The organism is Veronia pacifica, from assembly GCF_001707825.1.
Taxonomy (GTDB): domain Bacteria; phylum Pseudomonadota; class Gammaproteobacteria; order Enterobacterales; family Vibrionaceae; genus Veronia; species Veronia pacifica.
In genome coordinates this window covers 72,033-95,931 of sequence record NZ_LYBM01000010.1, presented here as the reverse complement: position 1 = coordinate 95,931, position 23,899 = coordinate 72,033, and the positions used below count along the sequence as shown (strand labels likewise).

Here is a 23,899-nt window from a genome sequence, read left to right as displayed (position 1 = left end):
TTGATAGCGATGTAGATCTAGTCATTCTGAAAATTTTTGATATATTCATCACTCAATTCCTGTTTTTCAAACTAGCGTTTCATTTTAGAGTGACGTAAAACAATCAATGCTAAGTTTCTCCCTCGTTAAACGTTTGCTGGCTCGCAGTGAGCGCCAACAGGTCTCACTCGCCGTATTCGGCGATCAGGTTTTGTTAGCCCAGACGGGCAAAGTAACAACGCACCTCGATAAGGAAGAAATCTCTGGAGGAGATGCGTTTGCTGCTCTGTCCCGACTGATTGAGCGAAACGACCTGCACAAGGCGGATGTCTCTGTTGTGCTTGGCCGTAGCCATTATCATGCAATCCTGATTGATGATCCGGGTCTGGCATCTGAAGACCTGTATTCAGCGTTGCCATTTAAACTGAAAGACTTTATTTCGGAGTCACCTCTCGATGTGGTGGCAGATGGCTTTGAGTCGCCGTTATCTGGTCGATTTCAGGCAATGGCAGCGTCAAAGTCGTTGCTTGCTGACATTGACAGCCTGTTGCAGCGCCGTCGTTGTAAGCTGAAACTGGTCACCGTTGAAGATCTTCAGTTGGCACGGTGGACGGATGAGCAGAGCACCGAGATGGTGGTCAGTAATATCATCAGCGGCGGTGTCCAGTTGACCGTGCTCAGTGAAGGAAAGCTGTGTTTCCAGCGTCAGGTCAGAGGCATTAATTTCCAGCCTGGCCAGCGATTCTCTGAGCAAGGCATTGATGAATTGGCCTTGGAGGTACAACGTTCTGTTGACTATCTGAGTTCTCAGATGCGTCATACCCAAATAAGAGGGATCATTCTCGATCTTGACAGTGAGTGTGACCAGACACTGGCGTTATCCTTATCATCACGACTCACAGTAAGTGTTCGTATCCCTGATTTTGAGGTTTCCCTGAATCACAGGGAGAGGCTGGTGGTATCTCTATTAGCAGACGTTGAGCCGCTGATAAATTTACACCGTGTTGGCATGGGACAAAAACCGCCTTGGCTGACATTCGAGAAAATGCTGGCGATATGGGCAGTGACGATGTTTCTGTTGTCTGTTGTATTTGCTTACCAGCAATGGGAGTTAACCGACGCCAGTCGTAGCCTGTTAGCTCGGGCTGAACAGCTCAAAGATCTGCAAACGACGTCGCAGGATTTAACCTCTAAGCTCTCTCTCAGAGCACCTTCAGAGGAAAAGCAGCGGCAGCTGGCGCAGTTAAAACGTGAGATGGCAGACAGTGAACAAACATTAGATGCTGTTGCCAGCCACGATAAGGCGTCCCTGGAAGGGTTTGCCGGACTGTTTCGTGATTTATCGGCGGCAGTCAGAAAAGATATTTCAGTACAGGAAGTACATGTGGCACCAGACAGTCTGGATATTAAAGGGCTGGCCTCGTCTCCTGATGCTGTGCCTGCCTGGGTGACTGAATTTCAGACTCACCGTTACCTGTCCCAACGGGCATTTGAATCTATGACACTGGATCGCAAGTCAGATCAATTACTTGAGTTTTCCTTGAAAACGCAGCGTGATGTCAACAAGGTGGCTGGGAAATGACGTTTATTCAAACGCTTAAAATCCGTTTTGACTCTCTGACGCGCCGAGAGCAGTGGATGATTGCGCTCTGTGGCTGGATTTGTATGTTGTCAATCGGCGTGTTCAATTTTATTGAGCCTGCCTACCAGCAAATGATCGTTAAAGAGCAACAAAAGAAAGCGACGGCCATCAATATTAATGCCTTGATGACGTTGAATAATCAGCAACTTGAACTGTTGAAGAAAGACCCCAACTCTGATTTGGATCAGGCTCTTTCTGCACAACAGAAGCAAAACCTAAAACTGGCCGAAGAGATTCAGAAGCAGGTCGCCGGTTATATCAGCAGTGCCCAGATGTCATCGCTGATGGAAAAGGTATTAAAGCAATCCGGCACACTCAGTCTGGTATCCATGCGGTCGTTGCCTTCAGCACTACTGACTCAGAACAAAGATGCGGGCTACTACCTGCATCCGATTGAGATGACATTACGGGGACGTTTCACTGATATTGTTGAGTACCTGACAGACTTGGAAGACCTACCGGTGAAGTACTTCTGGCGAAAGGTTGACTATCGTGTTGTTGATTATCCGACAGCGGAAGTGGTGATTCAGATTTATACCCTGGGCGACAGCAAACGCTTTATTGGAGGCTAACCGAATGCGAAACGTTATCAGCATTATTCTCTGCCTTGCAGCGTTATATACGGCGACGGCGACAGCAGAAACAACACTGCCTGATCCGACCGCACCGTTGGGTTATCAGCCAAAGGTTGTGGTACCAGAGAAAAAAGCACCTATCAAAATGGTAAAGAAAAAAGCACCTCGCCGCGTTTCTCTTCCGCGTTTGGATGCGGTGATGTGTCAGTCAGATCAGGCATGTGTTGCCATCCTCAACGGCGAAATGGTCGAAGAGGGCAAGCCTTACAAAGGATTTAACGTGGTAAAAGTGACTAACGATAAGGCTGTACTCAGCAAACAGCGTAAAAAGTGGACGCTGACACTCTACAGCGAACAGGTAGTGAACTAATGATAAGTAAAAAAGGATTGACTCAACCTGTATTGGCTGTGCTGGTCACTATAAGTCTTTCAGCCTGTTCTAGTGTGTCCCGTCAAATGCCGGAAGAAATACACGCCACATTGGATCAGGCGTATCAGCAAAGCAGCGCGCAGGCACTGAAAAACATTCCAGACGCGGTCAATCAGGATCTTATGGCGTTCGATGAGGTCGACGCGCCTAAAACCTTGGACGAGAAGCGGGTGCGTGTAACAGCCCGAGATGTGCCCGCTAAAGCGTTTTTCGCCAGTTTACTCAAAGGCAGTGACTGGAATCTGGTTATGCATCCGAACGTAGCTGGCAGCATATCGCTATCCCTAAAGGACGTGACTGTGAGTGAAGCTCTGGATGTTGTTGCTGACATTTACGGTTATCAGATTGAAAAGCAAGGCAAGCTGATTCAGGTTTATCCAGCTACGATGCGCACTGAAACTTTCCCCGTAGATTATCTGCAACTGAAAAGAAGCGGCCGATCCGGCATTTCAGTCACCAATGGCATTGTTCAAAATAGTTCATCAGATAACAGTAGCAGTGACAGTGATATCGCTGCTGCCAGTGGTACAGAAATTAACACCACCTCAGAGAGCGATTTCTGGTCGCAGTTACAGTCGACAATCTCGGCGATGGTGGGCAAAGAAGACGGTCATAGCGTAACAGTTTCCCCACAAGCAAGTTTACTGACCGTCAGCGCCTATCCGGATGAGCTGAGAGAGATAAAGCGCTACCTCAAAATATCTGAAAAGCGACTTAAGCGTCAGGTCGTCCTTGAGGCCAAAATTCTCGAAGTGACCTTAAACGATGGCTATCAGCAGGGAATAAACTGGCAGAATATTACCCGCAGTATTGGTAGCGGTGGTATCAGTTTTGCTACCAGTGTCGGTAATGAGTTTGGCAATGCTGTCTCCAGTGCATTAGGTGGCGAGACAACTCTGACAATCACTGATGGTCAATTTAAGTCGGTGTTGAGTTTTCTTGAAACACAAGGCGATCTGAACGTTCTGTCCAGCCCGCGTGTTACTGCATCAAATAATCAGAAAGCAGTTATTAAAGTAGGCGGCGATGAGTATTTTGTCACCGATATTTCGTTTAGTGATGCCAAGGGTGAAAACGCTAAATCTGGGCCAAACATCAAGCTGACCCCGTTTTTCTCCGGGATTTCACTCGATGTGACGCCGCAAATTGACGAAAACAATGGCGTTTTACTTCACGTTCATCCGTCAGTAGTTGATGTTAAAACAGAATTAAAAACCATCAAAGCGGGTGATAATCAAGAATTTAAGCTTCCACTAGCGAAAACTTCTGTACGAGAGTCAGATTCGGTGATTCATGCTAACTCGGGTGATGTGGTGGTTATTGGCGGTCTGATGAAAACATCGGTCAGTGAAAGTGTCTCTAAAGTACCGTTGCTGGGCGACATTCCAGGGTTGGGCAATCTATTTCGCAGTAAGTCGAAACAAAAGCAGAAAACTGAATTGGTGATCTTGCTGAAACCTTCTGTGGTTGGTGACAAAACATGGCAGCAGGAAATTAAGCGGTCACAACAATTGTTGGATCAATGGTTTCCTGATAAGTGAACCCGAACAATCCCTACATCCGTTTCATGATAGAGGACATAACAATGACTCGCGTACGTAATACTGTGTTTCAGCCATTGACGTGCGTTGTTACCACTGTGCTTGCAATGGGGCTGGTGTTCTCATCACCAGCGTATGCAGCCAAAGCAGTGAGTCAGACTGAGCAGTCAGCCATGAGTGTTGAGCACGTCAGTCTGACACCCGAGGAGCTGGCGTCAGTCGCCTATCAGCGGGCCCAGAAGAGTGCGCAGGCCGGGGACATGAACCGCGCTATTAGTTATCTGCGCGAGGTTATAGAGCACCAGCCCACTCATACGGGTGCTATCAATCAATTGGCCGCCCTGCTGTACGGAAAAAACCTTGGCCGGGAAGCAGAGCAGGTGCTGAGACGGGGAATCAAAGCTAACCCTCATACCCTGTCACTCAAACTGACTCTGGCACGTTTATTTGAACAGTCAGGCCAACCCGAGGCCGCGCTTTCGGTTTTGCTGACAGAGCCCAGTGGCAATGAGAAGGATTCTGAGCAAACCATTCGTTTCTATGCGATGCGTGGGGCCTTATCTCAGTACCTCAATAAAACATCCTTGGCACATAAGAGCTATCTTTGGCTGACCGCCAATGATGACGATGATGGCCGCTGGTGGCTGGGACTGGCCTTGGCAGAGGAAAAGTCAGGACGTGAGACGGCGGCGATTGCTGCCTATGAGTCGGCCCTTGAGGCAGGACATTTGAGCAGTCAGTCTGTCAGTTTTGTCAGAACTCGCCTCTTAGCACTTAAAACGGCTTCGGAAGATCAAAATGGCGATTAAACTGCGCAAGCGTATTGGTGATCTGCTGGTTGAAGAGGGGATCATTCAACTCAATCAGTTACAGTCAGCACTGGCTCTGCAATACGAGTCTGGCCGCAAACTGGGAGACATTCTCGTTGAAATGTCTCTGTTGACTGAACATCAGTTGATGGCATTCCTTGCCCGTCAGCTTGGGCTTGAGGCCATAGATTTCAATTCCACCGATATCGACGAAAACGTTGTTGGCATTTTACCTGAGGTACATGCACGTCGCCTACGAGCCATGGTCATAGCCCGCACTACTGTGGGTTTACGCGTTGCCATGAGTGATCCGGCCGATCTTGCTGCGCAAGATGCCGTTATGGAATTGCTGCGAGATCATCAGGTGGAATTGGTGATTGCTGCTGAAAGGCAACTGATCACCGCGTTTGATCGCTATTACCGAAAAACACAGGCCATTGCCTCCTTTGCAGAAAGACTGGAAGCCGAGCACCGAAAAGAGACCGGGAGTGCGTTCGGCGATACTGCCGATGATGCGCAGGATGTCACTGTCGTAAAACTGATTAACTCACTATTCGAAGACGCCGTGCAAATGAACGCGTCGGATATCCATATAGAACCGGACGAGAAGGTATTGCGGATCCGGCAGCGAATCGACGGTAACCTTCACGAAACCTTGTTAAAAGAATCGGGTATTGCGTCTGCGTTGGTGCTTCGGCTTAAGCTTATGAGTGAGCTGGATATCTCTGAAAAACGTCTGCCTCAGGATGGCCGCTTCCATATTAAGGTACGGGATATGCACATCGATGTGCGTCTCTCCACTTTGCCTGTTGAACACGGCGAAGCCGTGGTCATGCGTCTGCTTAATCAGTCAGCGGGCTTACTGAGCCTTGAACAGGTTGGCATGCCTGCAGATCTCCTGCTCCGTTTCCGCAGTCAGCTGCACCGCCCTTATGGCATGATTTTGGTAACCGGGCCAACCGGGTCAGGTAAAACGACAACACTTTACGGCGCACTTAACGAGTTAAATACTCCGGATAAAAAGATCCTTACAGCGGAGGATCCTGTGGAATATCGACTGACACGTGTCAGTCAGGTTCAGATCAATCACAAAGTAGGGCTTACCTTCTCCAATGCTCTGCGAACTTTTTTACGTCAGGATCCGGATATTATTCTGGTCGGTGAGATGCGCGATAGTGAAACCGTCGAGATTGGCCTTCGTGCCTCTATGACAGGTCACCTTGTCTTGTCGACTCTGCATACTAACAACGCCATTGACAGTGCATTGCGTCTGGTCGATATGGAGGCGCCGGGTTATCTGGTTGCCAGTGCAGTAAAAGCGGTGTTGGCTCAGCGTCTGATCAAGCGAAACTGCCCGGATTGTAACGCTGTTCAGGCCACGAACGCCCATCACAAAATCTGGCTCAACAGCCAGCATCCTGCTTTCAGTCAGCGTACTTTTTCACGTGGAAAGGGGTGTCAGACCTGCAGTTTTACCGGTTATAAAGGGCGTATCGGTGTGTTCGAGCTGTTGGAAATTACCCCTGAGCTCGCTGAGGCGCTACGCAGCAATGATCACAATGCGTTCGCCAATGCAGCCCAACAGCAAAGCGGCTACCGCTCTTTGGTGGATTGTGCCCTTGAATTGGCCGCCAGTGGACAGGTCTCATTGGAACAGGCGATCAGCCTCTCTGAGAGTGCGCCGCTCATCACCGATGTTGAAGGAAGACTCTGATGGCGTATTATCAATTTGTCGCAAAAGACCAGAAGGGCGGAAGGATCCGCGATGTGGTAGAGGCTGAGAGCGAACGGATCGCCATCGATAAAGTGATGGAAAGAGGGTACATCCTGCTTTCACTGCGTGAAAAACGTCGTCCAACGGCGAATCTCAGACTTCCAAGAGCGCTATTGCCAGCTTTCTCCAAAGGCATTTCGCTCGACCTCTTGGTGATCTTCTGTCGTCAGTTTTATAGCTTGTCTAAGGCAGGGATCCCTCTGCTGAGAGCCATCAAAGGCCTGTCGCAGAATACTTCAAACCCGAAGATGAAACTGGCCCTGGAAGGTATCCATGAGGAAATCTCCAACGGCAGAGCATTGTCCTCTGCCATGCGTGATTATCCGGCCATTTTCAGTGATTTATTTGTGTCCCTGATTCAGGTAGGCGAGAACACGGGTCGTCTTGACCACGCGTTATTAGAGCTGTCCCAATATTATGAGCGAGAGATAGAAACCCGGCGCAGGATAAAAAGTGCGCTGCGTTATCCGAGCTTTGTACTGACCACCATTGCAATGGCTGTCGTCTTTCTGAACGTGAATGTTATCCCGAAGTTTGTCGGGATGTTTGCGAAATTTGGCAGTGAACTGCCTCTTCCTACCCGGGTACTGATTGCCAGTTCTAACTTTTTTGTCGATTTCTGGTGGATGTTGGTGATATCTGCTGTTTTTGGCGTCGTGGCGTTTCGGCTATGGAAAGAGTCGCCAGAAGGCGGCATTAAATGGGATAAATGGCGTCTTCGTTGGCCGCTGGTGGGGAGTTTGTTACACCGAGCACTGATGTCGCGCTTTTCACGCACTTTTTCAATGATGATCCAGTCTGGCGTGCCGCTGAACACGGCCTTATCTCTGGCTGCAGAAGCCATAGATAACCGCTATCTGACCGCTAAAGTACATGAAATGAAAGCGGGGGTGGAATCTGGGATGACGATCAGTTCCGTGGTCGGTCGTTCTGAGGTATTCCCGTCACTGGTGCACCAGATGATTCAGGTTGGTGAAGAAACCGGGCAAATCGACAAATTATTGTTGGAAGTCAGTGATTTTTATGACAGAGAAGTGGATTACGAATTGACCACACTGTCGGCGAGGATGGAGCCATTTCTGCTCATTGTGGTGGCGGGTCTGGTGTTGTTGCTGGCAATGGGGATCTTCTTGCCAATGTGGGGTATGTATGACTTGTCACTCGGAAAGTAAATCGACAATAAATGCATGTAATTGAATATAGGCGTAAGTCTTTGTAATACTCCGATGTCAGATGTAATTTTCATTTCACGCAATAAAAAAATTCGTAAAAGATCACATTTTTCTGTGGCGTTATGACATAAATCGCTTTATATTTCGCCACTCAGAAACAGACGGAACTGGTCTTACCTGTGGTGGTGTTGGCTGATACACATAGAGAGTGTTAAGGCTTAACAACTTCATACAACAGGGCCGAATGATAATTGGCCCTGCTGAGGGAGACGCCGAATGTGTTCGGCAAAAAATGGTAAGCAGGGAGCGCATGTAACCCAGTTTTAAGTTAAATCCGGTGTATTGACCGGAACACATACAGATGTACCTTTGAGGAGTAGTAGTATGAAACGTCAAGGCGGTTTCACGTTAATTGAAATGGTAGTAGTGATTGTAATTTTGGGTATTCTCGCTGTGACTGCAGCGCCGAAATTTGTTTCAATGCAAGAAGATGCAAAAACTGGTGCTCTTAATGGACTTAAGGCGTCAGTTGTAAGCGCATCAGAAATTGGTCGCGCTCAAAAACTTATGAACAAAAATAGTTCAGTTACGGTCAAGAATGGGTACCCTGATGGTTTGCCAACAGGTATTGTATCTTTGGTTGATCTTGGTAATGACTTTGAAGCTGTCCTTGCCGGCACGCCTTCAACGGATAGTAAAGTTGAATTCAAGTTCAAAGGTGGATCAGACAACTGTGTGGTTTACACTCCAGCTGCCTCTAAAGATGTACGGCCAAATGTAGAAGTTAAGGCTTGTAGCTGATCATTGATTCAATTTCTACATGAATAAAAAAGGCTTCACCCTAATCGAGCTGGTGACAGTGATAGTCGTTGTCACCATTCTTGGAGTGTTCGCCTTACCGCGTCTGACGGGCAATGATGACCTTGCCGTGATCAGCGCGCGGGATGCTGGCCTGTCGGTGGCCCGACAGGTTCAGCTCAAAGCGATACAGCAGGCAGACCCAAAAAATGCCTGCCATCAGCTTGTTGTGACTGCCTCCCAATTGGGGGGCAATCCCTTTTCTGGCTGCGAGAATAAAAGTAGCCAGCAGGTAACGTTTGACGGGGTGTCTGTCAGCCCAGCTAAAACCCTTTCCTTTGATCTTCTCGGTCGCCCTTATGATGCGATATCCAATACCAGACTATCCGATATTTTGACATTTACGTTCAGTAAAAACGGCGCAACTGCGTCACTTTGTCTAAATCCAGAGGGCTACTTCTACGCCTGTGACTAATCGATGTGGTAAAGGAATATCGTCAGCTTGGAAAAGAAAAAAGGATTTACGCTTGTTGAAATGGTCGCTGTTATCGTAATTTTGTCTGTGCTGGCGGTGACGGCTGCACCGAAGTTTATCTATATGAGCGAGGACGCAGAAAAGGCTGCTCTCAATAAACTGTCCATGGCAATAAATAGCGCTGTTATCCTGACTAAAGCCAAATATGAGATATCTGGGGGAATAGGGGATAAAGTTGGCAATATCGATGTATACGAGGGATACCCGACAAGTCTGGGTATTGACGATGCTATAGACGCTGATAAATCCGTGAAAGGCGATTTTTATATTGACCGTGGAACGGATGCGAAGTTGGGTTATATCCAGTTCTTTATAAGGGACGGTATCCAGAAACACTGCGTTCGCTATCACTTCAGAGATAGGATATTCAACCCGGGAAATCGCGTGTTTTCAGAAGTTACTCAATGTACCAAGTACTCGAATATCTAAAGATGCTCATAAATAAGGATAAAGCGGAATGAGTTACCCGTATTCCAAAGGCTTCACCCTTATCGAAACCATCATCGGCATGGTGGTATTTAGCATCGCGATGATTCTGATCAGTACAGCCTTACTCCCCTTTATCGGCGGTAAATCGACAAACCCTTATTTTGAAGCACGGGCGGCTGCACTTGGTCAGTCGTTAATGAGCAGTATGTTAGCCCGTCAGTATGACCAAAACAGCGATCCCAATGGTAGCCGATGGCGCTGTGGTGAAAACGCAGAGGCCGTAAAAAAGAAATTCGGCTATTCACTGAAAGACACTATTCCTACATGTTCGGCCACACTTGGCCCGGATGCTGGCGAAACCATACCAGCGCAATTTAATGACGTCGATGACTTTATCGGCTGCTGGGGGGAAGATGCAGCCCAGTGTGATGGCCTACCTATCAAAGGAACCATTGAGACGTTAGTCGGTACTGACTATCCGGGCTTTACTGTCAGCATTAATGTCGCCAGCAGCCAGCTTGATTCAGTCTTGGCCAAGCGCATCACCTTATCTGTCTTTCATCCTCAATCCGGTAAGTGGGTATTTGCTGCTTATAAAGGTAACTTCTGATGCTTCACGATTCCCGCGGTTTCACCCTCATCGAGTTAGTGGTCACTCTGGTTATTCTTGGCATACTCTCAGTTGGGATTTCCGGCTTTATTGGCTCGGGAGTGAGCGGATATGTCAGTGCGCGTGACCGGGAGGCGTTGCAGGGTGAAGCCCGTTTTGCTATCGAACGTGTTGGGCGGGAGCTGAAAAATGCGGTGCCTAACAGTGTGACCATTGAATTGGGAGGTAAGTGTGTCAGTTATTACCCCATCTATTCCTCAGGTTTTTATGAAGCGCCATCGGGCCTTCCGTTAAGTGTCGTATTTGCTGAATCTAACATCATCAATGCCAATACGTTTAAAGGGAAGAAGATTGTTTTTTCGCCACAAAAGTCTAACGATTTTAGCGATGCAAAAACGATAAGAGGCATAACGAAAAGTGACATAGCGAACGTAGCCAACGATAGCTACCAAGTGACACTTGATAAACTGCCCACTGGCCTATCGACATCGCCTACCAAACGCTTTTATGTACTGGGAAAGCGAGTGCAATTTTGCTTTGAATCAGGTCAGCTGGTAAGAAAAGAAGGTGCCACTCAATTTCCATTATCTAAAAACGTATTAGTCAGTGGTAGCGCATTTTCATTACAGAATATTTCTCTTAACAGTCACGGATTACTGAAAGTTCAATATACCTTCAGTCAAAACGGTGAAACGTCGGTCTTTGACCAGGAGGTTCCGATTGTTAATGTTCCCTAATAATACCTCAGTAACATTGGGCAAATCGCTCAAACGGCAACAGGGCAGCATGCTGATTATCGCCATTTTTTCCATTGTGGTGCTTGCAGCACTTGGAGGCTACCTGATGCAGATAACCTCCTCTCAGAGTAATACGACTGCGCGAGAAGTGTTGGGTACCCGTGCATGGCTGGCCGCAAACTCCGGCACCCAATGGGCTATGAGCCAGCTTTTTCCTTTGCTTCAGAACAAGGACAATTTACCTTTATCATCTTGTGCCGCTCAGAAGGTGATGATGTTTACTGATGAGGGTTTAAAGGGTTGCAAAGCAACGGTTGAGTGCAAAGTAAAAAAGTCTTCCAGCAATAAAACTTTTTATTCGGTTGAGAGCAAAGGCCAGTGTGGGAGCGGAGAGTTTGCAGTTTCCCGCGTTCAGGAAACTTGGGCGAAGGAGGTGGAGTGATGCGATTTAAAGGGTCTATTTTTTTCATCTTGAGTTTTTTTGCTTCTTATACAACGGCAGAAATTAATGACATTAACCCTAGTACAGCCTGCCAAGTTTTCCCTAGTGTCGCTCAATCACATAAAAAAAGTGCAGGTAAGTTATCAATTGACGGGGCTCTCTCGGCGAAAATTATCCAAACTCACGGGTTAGACGCGGACAATAAATTTGTTCTGAGGTTCGACGAAAATAATTTAAACGTAAAGAAGGAATCTTGTCAGTCTAGCGAGAACCTGTTCACGTGTAAGGTCGATAGCAGTATCAGCTATCCAGAATTAAACGTTCAGTATTTTGGCTCTGACTTTTCGAATGTTAACGCTATAGACATACCTGTTGATGGAAATAAAACATTGGGGAGTAATGGCGTATGCAAGAATGCCAAGTTCTCCGACTTCAATCGTTTGAAAAATACCTGTGTATTTAACAATGTACAGTCAACCGGCGGTCACTTAACCCTTAATGAAGGCGTTTATTGGTTCAATAAGCTCGAACTTTTTGGAGGTACCAAAGAGGTAGATGGAAAGATTGTATCCGTCACACCCACAATTACTATGACTGGTCCAGTCAGAATCTATGTCAGCAAAGGGATTTATTTCTATAAAGACGCCCAGATTAACAATGATGGCAATGCCGATGACTTTATTCTGCTCACTCAAAAATCAGCTGAACTTAGGTCGAAAAGTGTAATTAAAGCACTTATATACGCACAGGAAAGGCTAACGCTGAGTGGTGATACACACATAGATGGCGCAGTGAGTGTTGCTGATCTCTCGATGAATACAAATGCTCAGATATACGGTGATAGTCTGTGTATAGCTCCGCCAGAACTCAAGATAATACCCACTGAGTCAATATTCGATACGTGTGATTCGCACTCCATCAATTTTTCTACAGAAGACCCAGATGGAACAATAAGGAAGTTAGATGGTGAATTAAGTCTTTCTTTTACTGACTCTTCTGGAAAGGATACTTCAACTGGAGCGTGTTTTAAGGTTGAAAATAAACCTGGTGCCTGTAAAAAAAACACGAAAGTATCTTTGGTTGACGGTAGAGCCGCAGTTGACATTATTAGCAATAAACAGGAAACGATTTATATCCGAAGTGACTTGACGATCACCAGCTCTAGCATTGATGTTATTCCCCCCAAAATTACCGGTCCATACCGTTTCCGTCACAAGAATCCGCGTTTAGTCTTCGGCACGTCAGATATTAAGGTCATTGCAGGAAAGCCGAGACAAATTTCTGTGACTGCTACATCGAATAGCTGTGGCGTCATAGAGAGCTATTCGGGAAAAAAAACTCTTGATGTCATCAAAAAATATAAAAAACCCACCTTCAAACCGGGTAAAGAGCCATTGCTGACCTTTGAACCCGCACAGGTGGGTGACCAATTACAACTGACATTTACAGAAGGGCAGACCGCGTTTGATGCTAAGTATATGGGTGCTGGTGAGGTTGAAATAGAGCTCAACGATACCAATTGGAATATATTGAGAAATGCGCCGTTCACCTCTGAAGAAGTTAAGGCAAGAAATAATGGTGAGACTGAGTTACTGGGTGTAAAGCTGAATCAGACGATGAAAGGCGCGTTTAACTTACTTTCTCGACCCTATTCCTTTGGTATTTGCAATGTGGATCGTAACTCTCTTATTGCTGGAGAAAAGTTCGGCTTAAACATAAAGCCTGTAGCTTGGCGAAGCGGAGATGATGGCAATATTTTACCAGATGCGAGTAATCCCGCAGAGATAGATGTAACCAATAAATCATTATGCCAACGCGGCGTTGTCGCAGGCTTTTGGCAGAGCATAGGCGGAAGCTCAGTGAGCTTGACTGGCGCTTCTTTACTACAAAATGGGGCTGGCGATCTCTCGGGCACCAAGAATATTTCTGCAGGTAAAAAAGTCTCTGATCTTTCATGGAGCGATGTCGGTCCAGTCAAATTGCAAGCCACAATGAGCAACTATTTCGGGATGAGCATCAATCCCTCGTTTATCAAATTGGGTCCTTTCGAGCCCGACCATTTTTTGTTGTCGGATAACAGAAAAGTCATTGCTGCAAATACATCAATTGATGGTTCAGTACCCTTCAGTTACATGAACCAGCCATTCACAGGCCAGTTTGAAATAAAAGCCATGACAGGGGGAAATAATCCTCAAGCCGTAAAGAACTATCATAAGCTAGCATCCGGTCAGGTAAATTTTGATATAACAGCTGTCAGTGAACAGGGTGGTGACGATTTCACTAACAGACTCAAGCATCCCCAATCACAATCATTATCATGGGCAGCATCTTCTGATGGGACCAGCGTGTGGAAGTTTGAAGACACAAACATGATTCTCGAACGAAGTAATGAACCTGATGGCCCGTTCAAGCAACTAGTTCTGGGGGTTAAACCGCGGACGAAGGCACAGATAAAAAATAGTGATAGAGTCATAAACAAAGGCGGTAACGATCTCGGCGCAAAGTGGGGAGTGACGGATGTTCGCTATGGTCGACTGCGTATTTCAGATGCAGCAGGGAACCTAAGTGACGACCTGACTGTCCCAGTGTATGCAGAGTATCGCGACGGTGATAAATTTGTCGTCAATACAGATGATAATCATACGAGCGTTAGCCTTGGGGCAAATAGCCAGGAAGAAATTTACAAAGACGGTAACGCGCCAGTCGATTCTGTGATTGTTTTTGATGGTGGTAAGACCGAAAAAAACATGGAAAACGGTGTTACTGCCTTTTTAGTAAAACCTAAGACTGAAAATAATAGATTTTACAGAAAACAGTTTCGCCTTTGGCAGTGTCTGAAAAGCACGTCAGAAATATGCAACACTGTTACTGTCAACAATCAGCCGTGGCTACTCTATGAGGGCCAGGGAAACAGTGATAATCCATCAGCAATCATTACGCTAGGTTCTTACCGAGGTAATGACCGCGTGATCTATCAGGGTGAAAAAGGCGCTAATGTGGCTAGGTAATGAAAAAAAAGACAGATCTTATTCAGGTTTGTAGATCATCGCCTTGCCGCTTGACCCCTGCGTTGGTACATTTAGCGGCAATATAAAAAAAATTCTCACGCGTGCAGGATTAACCGAAGATTATGTTTAAGAAACTTCGTGGTATGTTTTCCAACGATCTGTCTATCGATCTTGGAACAGCCAATACACTGATTTATGTAAAAGGACAGGGAATTGTCCTTGATGAGCCATCTGTCGTGGCAATCCGTCAAGACCGTTCAGGTTCTACCAAAAGCGTTGCGGCTGTCGGCCATCAGGCAAAACAAATGCTTGGCCGTACTCCTGGCACTATTTCTGCCATCCGACCAATGAAAGATGGCGTAATCGCTGACTTCTACGTCACTGAAAAAATGCTTCAGCACTTCATCAAAACCGTCCACGATCACAGCTTCATGCGCCCGAGCCCCCGTGTGCTGGTGGCTGTACCTTGCGGTTCTACGCAGGTTGAGCGTCGTGCGATCCGTGAGTCTGCACTGGGTGCGGGTGCACGAGAGGTGTATCTGATTGATGAGCCTATGGCGGCGGCGATTGGTGCGGGCTTACCCGTATCAGAAGCAACGGGTTCTATGGTGGTCGATATCGGTGGTGGTACCACTGAAGTGGCGGTTATATCACTCAACGGTGTTGTTTACTCGTCTTCTGTTCGTATTGGTGGTGACCGATTTGATGAATCAATCATCAATTACGTTCGTCGTAACTACGGCAGCCTGATTGGTGAAGCAACGGCAGAGCGTATTAAACACGAAATTGGTTCTGCGTACCCGGGTGATGAAGTACGTGAAATCGAAGTGCGTGGTCGTAACCTTGCAGAGGGTGTGCCACGCAGCTTTACGCTAAACTCCAATGAAATTCTGGAAGCGCTGCAAGAGCCACTGGCTGGTATTGTTTCGGCGGTTATGGTTGCGCTTGAGCAGTGTCCACCTGAGCTGGCATCTGATATTTCTGAGCGCGGTATGGTTCTGACTGGCGGTGGCGCGTTGTTGCGTGACTTGGACCGTCTGTTAACAGAAGAAACCGGTATTCCAGTTGTTGTTGCTGAAGAGCCACTGACCTGTGTGGCACGTGGCGGCGGTAAAGCACTTGAAATGATCGACATGCATGGCGGCGATCTATTCAGCGACGACTAATTCTCCTGATTGCTAACAAACAGGTCGCAATTACACAATGAAACCAATGTTTGGCCGTGGGCCATCTTTGCCTCTACGCCTGTTTTTCGCGGTAGTCCTGTCAGTCAGCCTTATGCTGACTGACAGTCGTTTTGACGCCTTCGCAAAAGTTCGTTACTTACTCAATACCGTTGTGGCACCGCTCCAATATGCCTCTAACTTACCCCGGGATATTCTTGACAATCTCTCTTATCAGCTCACCTCCAATCAACAATTACTGATTGAAAACGGCAAGCTGAAAGAAGAAGTGTTGGTCCTGCGCAGTCGCCAGTTATTATTTGACGAGGTCGAGCGTCAGAATCAGCAGTTGCGTGAGCTGCTCGGTTCTAAGTTTGTTCGTGATGAACGACGTCTTGTCGCTGAAGTTATGGCGGTAGATTCCGACCCGTATAAGCATCAAATTATGATCGATAAAGGTCGGACAAACGGCGTATACGAAGGTCAGCCAGTGATTAACGAGCATGGTATTGTCGGTCAGGTAGCATATGTTAGTGCCCACAATAGCCGAGTGTTGCTGATCACAGATCCAAGTCACGCTATTCCTGTACAGGTGATGCGAAATGACATTAGGGTTATTGCTGCGGGACGTGGTGATAGAAATAATATTCAGCTGGAGAATATTACCAGTAGTGCAGATATCGAAGCTGGCGATAAACTGGTGAGTTCAGGGCTGGGAGGCGTGTTTCCGGAAGGCTACCCTGTCGCAACGGTGACCTCATTCTCGTTTGATAATAAACGTCCTTTCGCGCAAGTTGATGCAAGACCTGCCGTCCAGTTCGATCGTCTGCGTTATGTGGTACTGGTATGGCCTACCATGCATGCAGATAAACGGCGGGCACCTCCTCCTGAAAATCAGCGGGAAACAGTGACGGTTAATCAGCCTGACAATAAATCCAAGAAAAACTGACCATTCCAGAGGTTAATACATGGCAAACCCCGTGATGCGAAGCCATGGCCTGATTTGGCTATCGTTCATTATCGCATTGATTTTACAAACCACCCCTTGGCCGGGAGAGCTTGAACACTTTCGACCATCCTGGGTGTTATTGGTGACCTTTTACTGGGTGATGGCGTTGCCAAACCGGGTAAACGTTGGCACCGCGTTGCTGCTGGGGTTGTTATGGGATTTGATTGTTGGCTCGACTCTTGGGGTGCGTGGGCTGATGATGTCACTGGTCATTTATTTTGTTGCCTGGAACTTCCAAATGCTGAGGAATCTCTCACTCTGGATGCAGGCGGCGATTTTGACGGTCGCGACGCTGGCTGCCAAGATCCTTGAATTTTTGGCTGAGTATCTATTGACCAATGTTACTTTTGACCCCAGCGTCTTCTGGGCAGGTATTCTTAATTTTTTACTCTGGCCGTGGTTATTTTTATTATTGCGTCGTGTCAGGCGCAAGCTATCTATCAAGTGAATCCGGAGGCTGAATGTCATCTTTATCTTACTACCTCGCATCAGCCTCACCCCGTCGTAAGGCCCTTCTGGAGCAGATCTCCCTGCCATTCTCTGTATTGTCTGTTAATGTTGAAGAACAACAGGCTGAAGGGGAATTGGCTGAAGACTATGTTAAACGTCTGTCGGCTGATAAAGCGTTGGCAGGCGTCGCTGCTGCGCCCGAAGAGCGCCCTGTTATTGGTGCTGACACCATAGTGGTTCTCGATGGACAAGTGATGGAAAAACCGTCGGATTTTGCTCATGCTAAATCTATGCTTCAGCAGCTTTCAGGCAAAAAACATCAGGTGATGACGGCTGTGACTGTTGCCGATAGGAACCATCAACTGACATCAATTGTCATAACCCATGTCTGGTTTAAAGTATTGAGCGATAGAGAAATTGCGCAGTACTGGCATTCTGGAGAGCCAGCCGATAAAGCTGGCAGTTATGCTATACAGGGACTGGGAGGGCGTTTTGTTACCCGGATAGAGGGCAGTTACCACGCTGTAGTTGGTTTGCCACTGTATGAAACTGAAACTTTATTAGACCAATTTACTGCGTTAACCGGGGAAATAGAATGAGTGCTGAGTTATTGATCAATGTGACACCAACGGAAACCCGGGTAGCCCTGATTGAGGCTGGAAACCTCCGTGAGGTGCACGTTGAGCGCGAAGCCAAGCGAGGCATTGTAGGTAACATTTATAAAGGCAAGGTGAGCCGTATCCTCCCCGGAATGCAGGCTGCTTTTGTTGATATTGGACTTGAAAAAGCCGCTTTTCTGCACGCATCAGACATCGTTCCTCACACTGAGTGTGTATCGGAAAATGAGAAGCAGCAGTTCAATGTCCGTGATATTTCTGAGCTGGTTCGTCAGGGGCAGTTCATTGTCGTGCAAGTGGTTAAAGATCCTATCGGTACGAAAGGCGCGCGCCTTACGACAGATATTACCCTGCCATCACGTTACCTGGTATTTATGCCGGGGGCTTCTCATGTCGGTGTTTCACAGCGCATCGAAAGCGAACAGGAGAGAAATCGCCTCAAAGCCTTAGTGACTCCTTATTGCGATGAGTTGGGTGGATATATTATCCGCACCGCGGCTGAAGGCGCAACCGAGCAGGAGCTGGCTCAGGATGCCGCTTTCCTCAAGAGGCTTTGGAAGAAAGTCATAGAACGGCGTATAAAGAGCACTAATCGCAGTGTGTTATATGGAGAGCTTGGCCTGGCGCAACGTATTCTGCGTGATTTTGTGGGCACTGATCTTGATTTAATTCGCGTTGACTCGCGCCTTTGTTTTGATGAAGTGAAAGAGTTTACTAAGGAGTTTGTGCCCGAGCTGACCGACAAGCTTGAGTGCTACACTGGCGATCAACCTATCTTCGACATGTACGATACAGAGAATGAAATCCAGCGTTCTTTGGATCGTAAAGTTGAGCTCAAATCTGGTGGATATTTGATTATTGACCAGACAGAAGCAATGACAACCATCGACATCAACACAGGGGCATTTGTTGGTCGTCGTAATCTTGAAGAAACGATCTTCAATACCAACATTGAAGCCACTCGTGCAATTGCCCGTCAGCTTCGACTGCGAAACCTTGGTGGGATAATCATCATTGATTTTATCGATATGGCCTCGGAAGAGCACAGAGAGAGAGTGATTCAGTCGCTTGAGCAGGCGCTGTCTAGAGACAGGGTGAAAACCAATATTAATGGCTTTACCCAGCTAGGGTTGGTCGAGATGACCCGGAAACGTACCCGTGAGAGTATCGAACACATATTGTGTGGGTCTTGTCCCACCTGTATGGGACGGGGAACAGTGAAGACAGTGGAAACCGTCTGTTACGAGGTTCTTCGTGAGATCACGCGAGTAAACCGTGCTTATGAGGCGGATAATTTTGTTGTTTATGCCTCGCCAACCGTTGCAGATGCGCTTAAAGGTGAGGAATACCACGCACTTGCCGAACTCGAGATTTTTATTGGTAAGCAGGTAAAAGTGCAGGCTGAACCGCTTTACTCCCAAGAGCAGTTCGATGTGGTAATGATGTAGACCGGATGTTCCCCTGATCCATGATGAGATTTTTCCTGCGGTTCATGACCGCTTTCACCCTGACTCTTCTATTACTGGTGGCTACGGCCACCGTTTCTTTACGTCTACTCCTGCCCAATATCAACACGTTCAAAGGCCCTATTCAGGAGTGGATACAGCAGAAAAGTGATTTTCAGGTCGATTTTGAGTCTGCAACCGGGCATTGGCGATATTTAGTTCCATCGCTTTCGTTGCAGCAGGTTACTTTGGCCAGTCAAACCCAGAAACAGGTCATGTCGCTGGCAAAGCTTGACCTGCAACTTGATTTACTGGCGTCGATAAAAAATCTTGAACCCGTATTTTCTCGTCTCAATGCAGACGGGTTAAAGGTGGATTTAACCCAGCTGTCGTCGAACTCTGTCAAAAGTGGTGATAAATCCAAAGATGATGCCAATAGGGAAGATGTCATACATCGCTTGGAAAAACTGTTTCTGGTCAACATTACCAAGTTTGGTCTTCGTAATGCGGTGGTTACTTTAAGAGCGCCGGACGATAACGACTACACCTTAGATATTGATTCGCTGTTGTGGCGAAATCAGGGCCAATCACACCGAGCGCAGGGAACAGTGAGTGTTCGCGGTACCAACCTCAATAAACTTGAGGTAAACCTTGAGTTCAGTGAGCAGGGCACTCTAAGTTCGCTTACGGGCAAGCTTTACATAGGTGCTGAAAATATCTCAGTGCGTCCTTTCATTTCACCTTATCTACCTGAAAATATAGTGTTGGAACAGGCAACGGCAGGAGGGCGACTTTGGGCTGATATTAACGGTGGGCGGCTCACGGGAGCTCAGTTTGGGTTTGATCGTGGACGTCTTGCATGGTCAGAGAAAAATAACGGTCAGCACAGTATCGGGATTAACGGTGGCACAATCCATATTTCGCCAGAGAGAGAGGGCTGGCGGCTCGATAGTGAGTCACTGAGTGTTCAAACCGATGGCAAGCGCTGGCCCGAGCCCAAAATTCATGCTGAGCTGATTGAACACAAATGGAGAGTCAATCTTTCAGACAGTCAGATTGGCTTGATTATGCCTGTCAGTCGCTTACTCCCGCTGTCACCTGCAGTCGGAAATGCTCTGCGAGACCTTAATCCCAATGGCAAGGTCAGTGATCTTCGCGTGAGTTACGAGCAGGGCTCTCCTTTGCAGTATTCTGCCCGGGTTGAGGATGTGAGCTTCCGGCACTGGACTTATTTGCCTGATACTAAGGGGCTGGCTATTGACCTCTCCGGCGTGGGCAGTGCAGGTAAAGCCAGATTGGTGATGTCAGAGCAGACATTGCCCTATGGTGAGTTCTTTCAGGCTCCCTTAGATATTCAGCAGGGCGATGTCTCTCTTTACTGGCAACAAGGATCTCAGCAGTTTCACATATGGAGTGACCATGTATCTGTTTCTTCCTCTGTGATGGGAGTTAAGGGGCAGTTTCGTCTTGATCTCCCTCAAAAAGGCAGCCCTTGGTTATCTTTCTATACTGAAGCCTCATTGAAAGATGTCAGCAAAACATGGCGTTACCTGCCTACACTGGCATTGGGTAAAAATCTCACGACATTTCTTTCAGATGCATTAAAAAGTGGTCGAGTAGATAAAGCGAAATTGGTCTGGCACGGTACACTGGCTGACTTCCCCTACAATCACCACGATGGCATGTTTCAAGCCGCCGTGCCGCTGCGGCGTGGTACATTTAAATTCCTGTCCAGTTGGCCACAAGTGTCTGACATTGACGCGAACTTATTGTTTGAGAATGACAGGCTTTTGATTGATGCGAACAATGCGCGTATTGGAGGGATTCGCTCGGACAAAATTCTTGGCAATATTCTTCTCGAAGACGGTCAGCCACTCAAGTTAGACATTAAAGCAAAGGGTGAAAGCGAGGCAGCGACGGCGTTGCTGATGGACACACCCTTAGCCGATAGTGTGGGTTCAGCATTGACACATTTGGGAGCAAAAGGTCCGGTAGCTGCTGGGCTGTCACTGACCATTCCTTTTGATGGTTCAGAACCGACAACTCAGGGTGCGGTCATCTTTGACAATAATCAAATTAACCTGCAGGCACCCAAATTGCAGCTAAACAGTGTCAGCGGTCAGGTCTTGTTCCAAGACGATAAGGTAAGCAGTGACCAGCTTAATGCCGTCCTTCTTGATCAGAGGGTAGACATTGGGGTTAACGGTGAACAGCAGGAACAGGGATACCTGTTAAACATCAAGACAGAAGGCGACTGGGACATCAAGAAGTTACTTGAGCAAACCGACCTTGGGCGTTTTGATAAGGTCGCCGGTACAAGTCGCTGGGACTTGCGTCTTGGGCTCGGTCTCTACCCTGAAAGTACCCGCTTTCGGGCGGATCTCAATGCTCAGCTAGGTGAACTGAAAAGTGACCTCCCTGAACCTTTCAGCCAATCTCAATTAGCGGGTCGAACGGCAAAAGTGATTGTAGAGGGAAGTGATAACCAATTTACCGTCTATGCGCAGTTGCCCGATAGCCGTTATCGAGGTGTGGTATCGCTGACTGGCAAACGCCCACGAGTGATGAGTAGCTTTTTGGAAGTGGGCGAGTCTCCAATGCCAGTTTCCACTATTGGCAGCCACCTGATTGATGTGAATTATCCCTATATCAACCTTGATGATTGGAAAGTGGTTGCTGAAAGTCTCACTCAAACAGATTTTATGAATCAATCAGGCTCTGTTGATATTCCAGCACCGACGGGGATCAACCTGAGATCAGACAAGCTGACGATGTTTGGCTTTACGTTGAACAATGTTTCGGTAGCAGCCCGTAACAATGAACATAACTGGCATATCATCTACGGCAGTGAAGAGGTGGATGGTGATGCCGTATGGCAAAAAGATAGTAGTCTGACGGTATCTGTTGACCATCTGTTCATTAACTATGAGCCTGATAATTCAAAAGAAGAAAAGTTAGCGCACAACGTCGACGAGATAAAAGATGAGGTCAGCAGTCTCGCCACGGATGCAGACAAAATGGCTATCAAATATTTTCCTGACACCCTGCTGGCTGTCAACGAACTCTGGTTGCAAGGTTATCGGGTGGGCAAACTAGATGCCAAGCTGATCAATGACAATAACAGGATCAGTTTGACCAAGTTTTCTGTCGGGAGCGGTGAAAATAGTATTGTCGCTAATGGCTGGTGGGAAGTCGATGACAAAGGTATCAGCCACAGTTGGCTTAAATTTAACACCAAGGGTGCCAATACCGCCGATATTATTGGCCGCTTTGGCGTAACAGGTGGTATTCAGGAGGCCAGTTACAGCTCCTTTGGTGATGTCACTTTTGATGGTGCGCCTTGGCGTATTGATACACGTACTCTGAATGGTGATATCAGTGCGACGCTTGAGGATGGCTACATCAGTGGTGTCGGTGGTGCGGGTAAACTGCTGGGGCTATTCAGTCTTGATTCGATTGTCAGAAAAATGCAGCTGGACTTCCGGGGCGTATTTGAGGACGGATTGGCTTTTGATGAGATATCTGGTCGTGGTGTGATCACAGATGGTGTTGTCGTCACAGATAATATCCAGATGAAAGCATTGGCAGGTGATATGTTTATAAAAGGGATAGCCAACATTCCAAAAAATACCGTGGATGCGGACGTCAGATTTATTCCAGATATTACATCCAGCATTCCGGTACTGAGTGCATTTGCCGTTGCACCGCAAACTGCGTTGTACGTTGCGGCAGTGACCACTGTTTTGTCACCTGTCGTCGATGTATTTACTCAGATCAGATACCAGGTGTCAGGTCGACTTGATGCACCAGAGATCAAGGAAGTATCCCGCAGTCAATCAGAAATGACATTACCACCAAAGGCGCTGGAGCGTCTGCGCGGCCAACAGCAAGGGAGCGGACAATAATGGCAAGATTTGGCGTAGTACAAATGAATTCCGGTGTCGATGCCAACGAAAATATGGACTGGCTCGAAGGTCAGCTCAGGGCATTGAGAAATCAGGGCGCGAAACTGATATTGACGCCAGAGAATTGTTTGGTGTTCGGTAAAAAAGAAGATTACGAGAAAGTCGCTGAAGAACTTGGTCATGGCCAGAGACAGAAGCAGTTCTCTCAACTGGCTTTCGAGTTGGGTATTTGGCTTATCATTGGGTCTTTCCCCATTCGTAACCATGACGGGACACTCAGCACTACTTGTCTGGTTTACGACGAGACCGGAACGCTTCGCGCCTCTTACGAAAAAATGCATATGTTTGATGTCGATATTGCTGATCGGCATAAGAGTTACCGCGAATCAGATACCTTTCGGGCGGGGTCGGGTGTGGCGCTGGTGGATACACCGTTTGGTACGCTTGGTCTATCTATCTGTTATGACATCCGCTTCCCTCAACTTTATGCAGCATTACGCGCACAGGGTGCAGATATCATCTTAGTTCCCGCTGCTTTTACGAAAGCGACTGGTCAGGCGCACTGGGAAGTCTTGCTGCGCGCCAGAGCGATCGAAACACAGTGTTGGTTACTGGCGGCTGCGCAATGCGGAGACCATGATTCAGGCAGAGATACCTGGGGGCATTCAATGATTGTTGACCCTTGGGGACAGGTGGTGACCGCGTTGAGTGATAGGGTCGGAGTTACCAGTGCTGAGATTGACCTCTCTGCCAATTCGGCCATCCGCAGTAAAATGCCGGTACTCCAGCACGCTAGGTTGCAATGCGTGATGAAATAGCGCAGTCTCAG

At 47.4% G+C, this 23,899-nt stretch carries 21 protein-coding genes; all 21 read left to right on the top strand.

Annotated elements, in window-relative coordinates; translation table 11 throughout:
• Positions 1-106: 106 nt before the first annotated feature.
• The 21 genes from A8L45_RS07690 to A8L45_RS07590 all read left to right on the top strand — a co-directional run bounded on the left by A8L45_RS07690 (position 107) and on the right by A8L45_RS07590 (position 23,888).
• Positions 107-1,561: a PilN domain-containing protein gene (locus A8L45_RS07690; RefSeq protein ID WP_068900894.1), complete on the top strand. Its 1,455-nt coding sequence runs from the start codon at positions 107-109 to the stop codon at positions 1,559-1,561.
• Positions 1,558-2,193 (top strand): type II secretion system protein M, encoded by a 636-nt coding sequence (locus tag A8L45_RS07685; RefSeq protein ID WP_068900892.1) that lies wholly within the window; start codon positions 1,558-1,560, stop codon positions 2,191-2,193. The genes A8L45_RS07690 and A8L45_RS07685 overlap by 4 nt, the downstream gene beginning before the upstream one ends.
• A 4-nt stretch (positions 2,194-2,197) precedes the next feature.
• Positions 2,198-2,566 (top strand): hypothetical protein, encoded by a 369-nt coding sequence (locus tag A8L45_RS07680; RefSeq protein ID WP_068900889.1) that lies wholly within the window; start codon positions 2,198-2,200, stop codon positions 2,564-2,566.
• Positions 2,566-4,167, top strand: a complete 1,602-nt coding sequence (gene mshL / locus A8L45_RS07675) for a pilus (MSHA type) biogenesis protein MshL (protein WP_068900887.1) — start codon at positions 2,566-2,568, stop codon at positions 4,165-4,167. Before A8L45_RS07680 ends, mshL begins: the two co-directional genes overlap by 1 nt.
• 44 nt (positions 4,168-4,211) lie before the next feature.
• Positions 4,212-4,976 carry a tetratricopeptide repeat protein gene (locus A8L45_RS07670; RefSeq protein WP_068900885.1) on the top strand — a complete coding sequence of 255 codons (765 nt, stop codon included), beginning with the start codon at positions 4,212-4,214 and terminating at the stop codon, positions 4,974-4,976.
• The gene (locus A8L45_RS07665) at positions 4,966-6,690 is read left to right on the top strand and encodes a GspE/PulE family protein (RefSeq protein ID WP_068900883.1); all 1,725 of its coding nucleotides are present in this window, start codon (positions 4,966-4,968) and stop codon (positions 6,688-6,690) included. Before A8L45_RS07670 ends, A8L45_RS07665 begins: the two co-directional genes overlap by 11 nt.
• The gene (locus A8L45_RS07660; RefSeq protein ID WP_068900881.1) at positions 6,690-7,922 is read left to right on the top strand and encodes a type II secretion system F family protein; all 1,233 of its coding nucleotides are present in this window, start codon (positions 6,690-6,692) and stop codon (positions 7,920-7,922) included. Before A8L45_RS07665 ends, A8L45_RS07660 begins: the two co-directional genes overlap by 1 nt.
• Before the next feature lie 384 nt (positions 7,923-8,306).
• A complete protein-coding gene (locus A8L45_RS25485) occupies positions 8,307-8,723 on the top strand; it encodes a type II secretion system protein (protein WP_068900878.1) in 417 nt (138 codons plus the stop codon).
• A 19-nt stretch (positions 8,724-8,742) separates the two neighbouring features.
• Positions 8,743-9,195: a prepilin-type N-terminal cleavage/methylation domain-containing protein gene (locus A8L45_RS07650; RefSeq protein ID WP_068900876.1), complete on the top strand. Its 453-nt coding sequence runs from the start codon at positions 8,743-8,745 to the stop codon at positions 9,193-9,195.
• 27 nt (positions 9,196-9,222) lie between these two features.
• Positions 9,223-9,684 carry a type II secretion system protein gene (locus A8L45_RS07645; RefSeq protein ID WP_068900874.1) on the top strand — a complete coding sequence of 154 codons (462 nt, stop codon included), beginning with the start codon at positions 9,223-9,225 and terminating at the stop codon, positions 9,682-9,684.
• Positions 9,685-9,712: 28 nt separating this feature from the next.
• Positions 9,713-10,294, top strand: coding sequence for a type IV pilus modification PilV family protein (locus A8L45_RS07640; RefSeq protein ID WP_068900872.1), 582 nt, complete (start codon positions 9,713-9,715; stop codon positions 10,292-10,294).
• The gene (locus A8L45_RS07635) at positions 10,294-11,031 is read left to right on the top strand and encodes a PilW family protein (protein WP_068900870.1); all 738 of its coding nucleotides are present in this window, start codon (positions 10,294-10,296) and stop codon (positions 11,029-11,031) included. The genes A8L45_RS07640 and A8L45_RS07635 overlap by 1 nt, the downstream gene beginning before the upstream one ends.
• Positions 11,021-11,473 (top strand): MSHA biogenesis protein MshP, encoded by a 453-nt coding sequence (locus A8L45_RS07630; protein WP_068900868.1) that lies wholly within the window; start codon positions 11,021-11,023, stop codon positions 11,471-11,473. The genes A8L45_RS07635 and A8L45_RS07630 overlap by 11 nt, the downstream gene beginning before the upstream one ends.
• Entirely contained in the window at positions 11,473-14,481 is a 3,009-nt protein-coding gene (locus tag A8L45_RS07625) for a DUF7305 domain-containing protein (RefSeq protein ID WP_068900866.1), read from the top strand. The genes A8L45_RS07630 and A8L45_RS07625 overlap by 1 nt, the downstream gene beginning before the upstream one ends.
• Positions 14,482-14,603: 122 nt before the next feature.
• Positions 14,604-15,647, top strand: a complete 1,044-nt coding sequence (locus tag A8L45_RS07620; protein WP_068900864.1) for a rod shape-determining protein — start codon at positions 14,604-14,606, stop codon at positions 15,645-15,647.
• A gap of 37 nt (positions 15,648-15,684) precedes the next feature.
• Positions 15,685-16,593 carry a rod shape-determining protein MreC gene (gene mreC / locus A8L45_RS07615; protein ID WP_068900862.1) on the top strand — a complete coding sequence of 303 codons (909 nt, stop codon included), beginning with the start codon at positions 15,685-15,687 and terminating at the stop codon, positions 16,591-16,593.
• A gap of 19 nt (positions 16,594-16,612) precedes the next feature.
• The gene (mreD, locus tag A8L45_RS07610; protein WP_068900859.1) at positions 16,613-17,101 is read left to right on the top strand and encodes a rod shape-determining protein MreD; all 489 of its coding nucleotides are present in this window, start codon (positions 16,613-16,615) and stop codon (positions 17,099-17,101) included.
• A 13-nt stretch (positions 17,102-17,114) separates the two neighbouring features.
• Complete coding sequence (locus A8L45_RS07605) at positions 17,115-17,702, top strand: Maf family protein (protein ID WP_068900856.1); 588 nt, start codon at positions 17,115-17,117, stop codon at positions 17,700-17,702.
• Entirely contained in the window at positions 17,699-19,168 is a 1,470-nt protein-coding gene (rng, locus tag A8L45_RS07600; protein ID WP_068900853.1) for a ribonuclease G, read from the top strand. The genes A8L45_RS07605 and rng overlap by 4 nt, the downstream gene beginning before the upstream one ends.
• A 20-nt stretch (positions 19,169-19,188) precedes the next feature.
• Positions 19,189-23,070 (top strand): YhdP family protein, encoded by a 3,882-nt coding sequence (locus A8L45_RS07595; protein ID WP_068900852.1) that lies wholly within the window; start codon positions 19,189-19,191, stop codon positions 23,068-23,070.
• Positions 23,070-23,888, top strand: a complete 819-nt coding sequence (locus A8L45_RS07590) for a carbon-nitrogen hydrolase family protein (RefSeq protein ID WP_068900850.1) — start codon at positions 23,070-23,072, stop codon at positions 23,886-23,888. Before A8L45_RS07595 ends, A8L45_RS07590 begins: the two co-directional genes overlap by 1 nt.
• Positions 23,889-23,899: the final 11 nt, after the last annotated feature.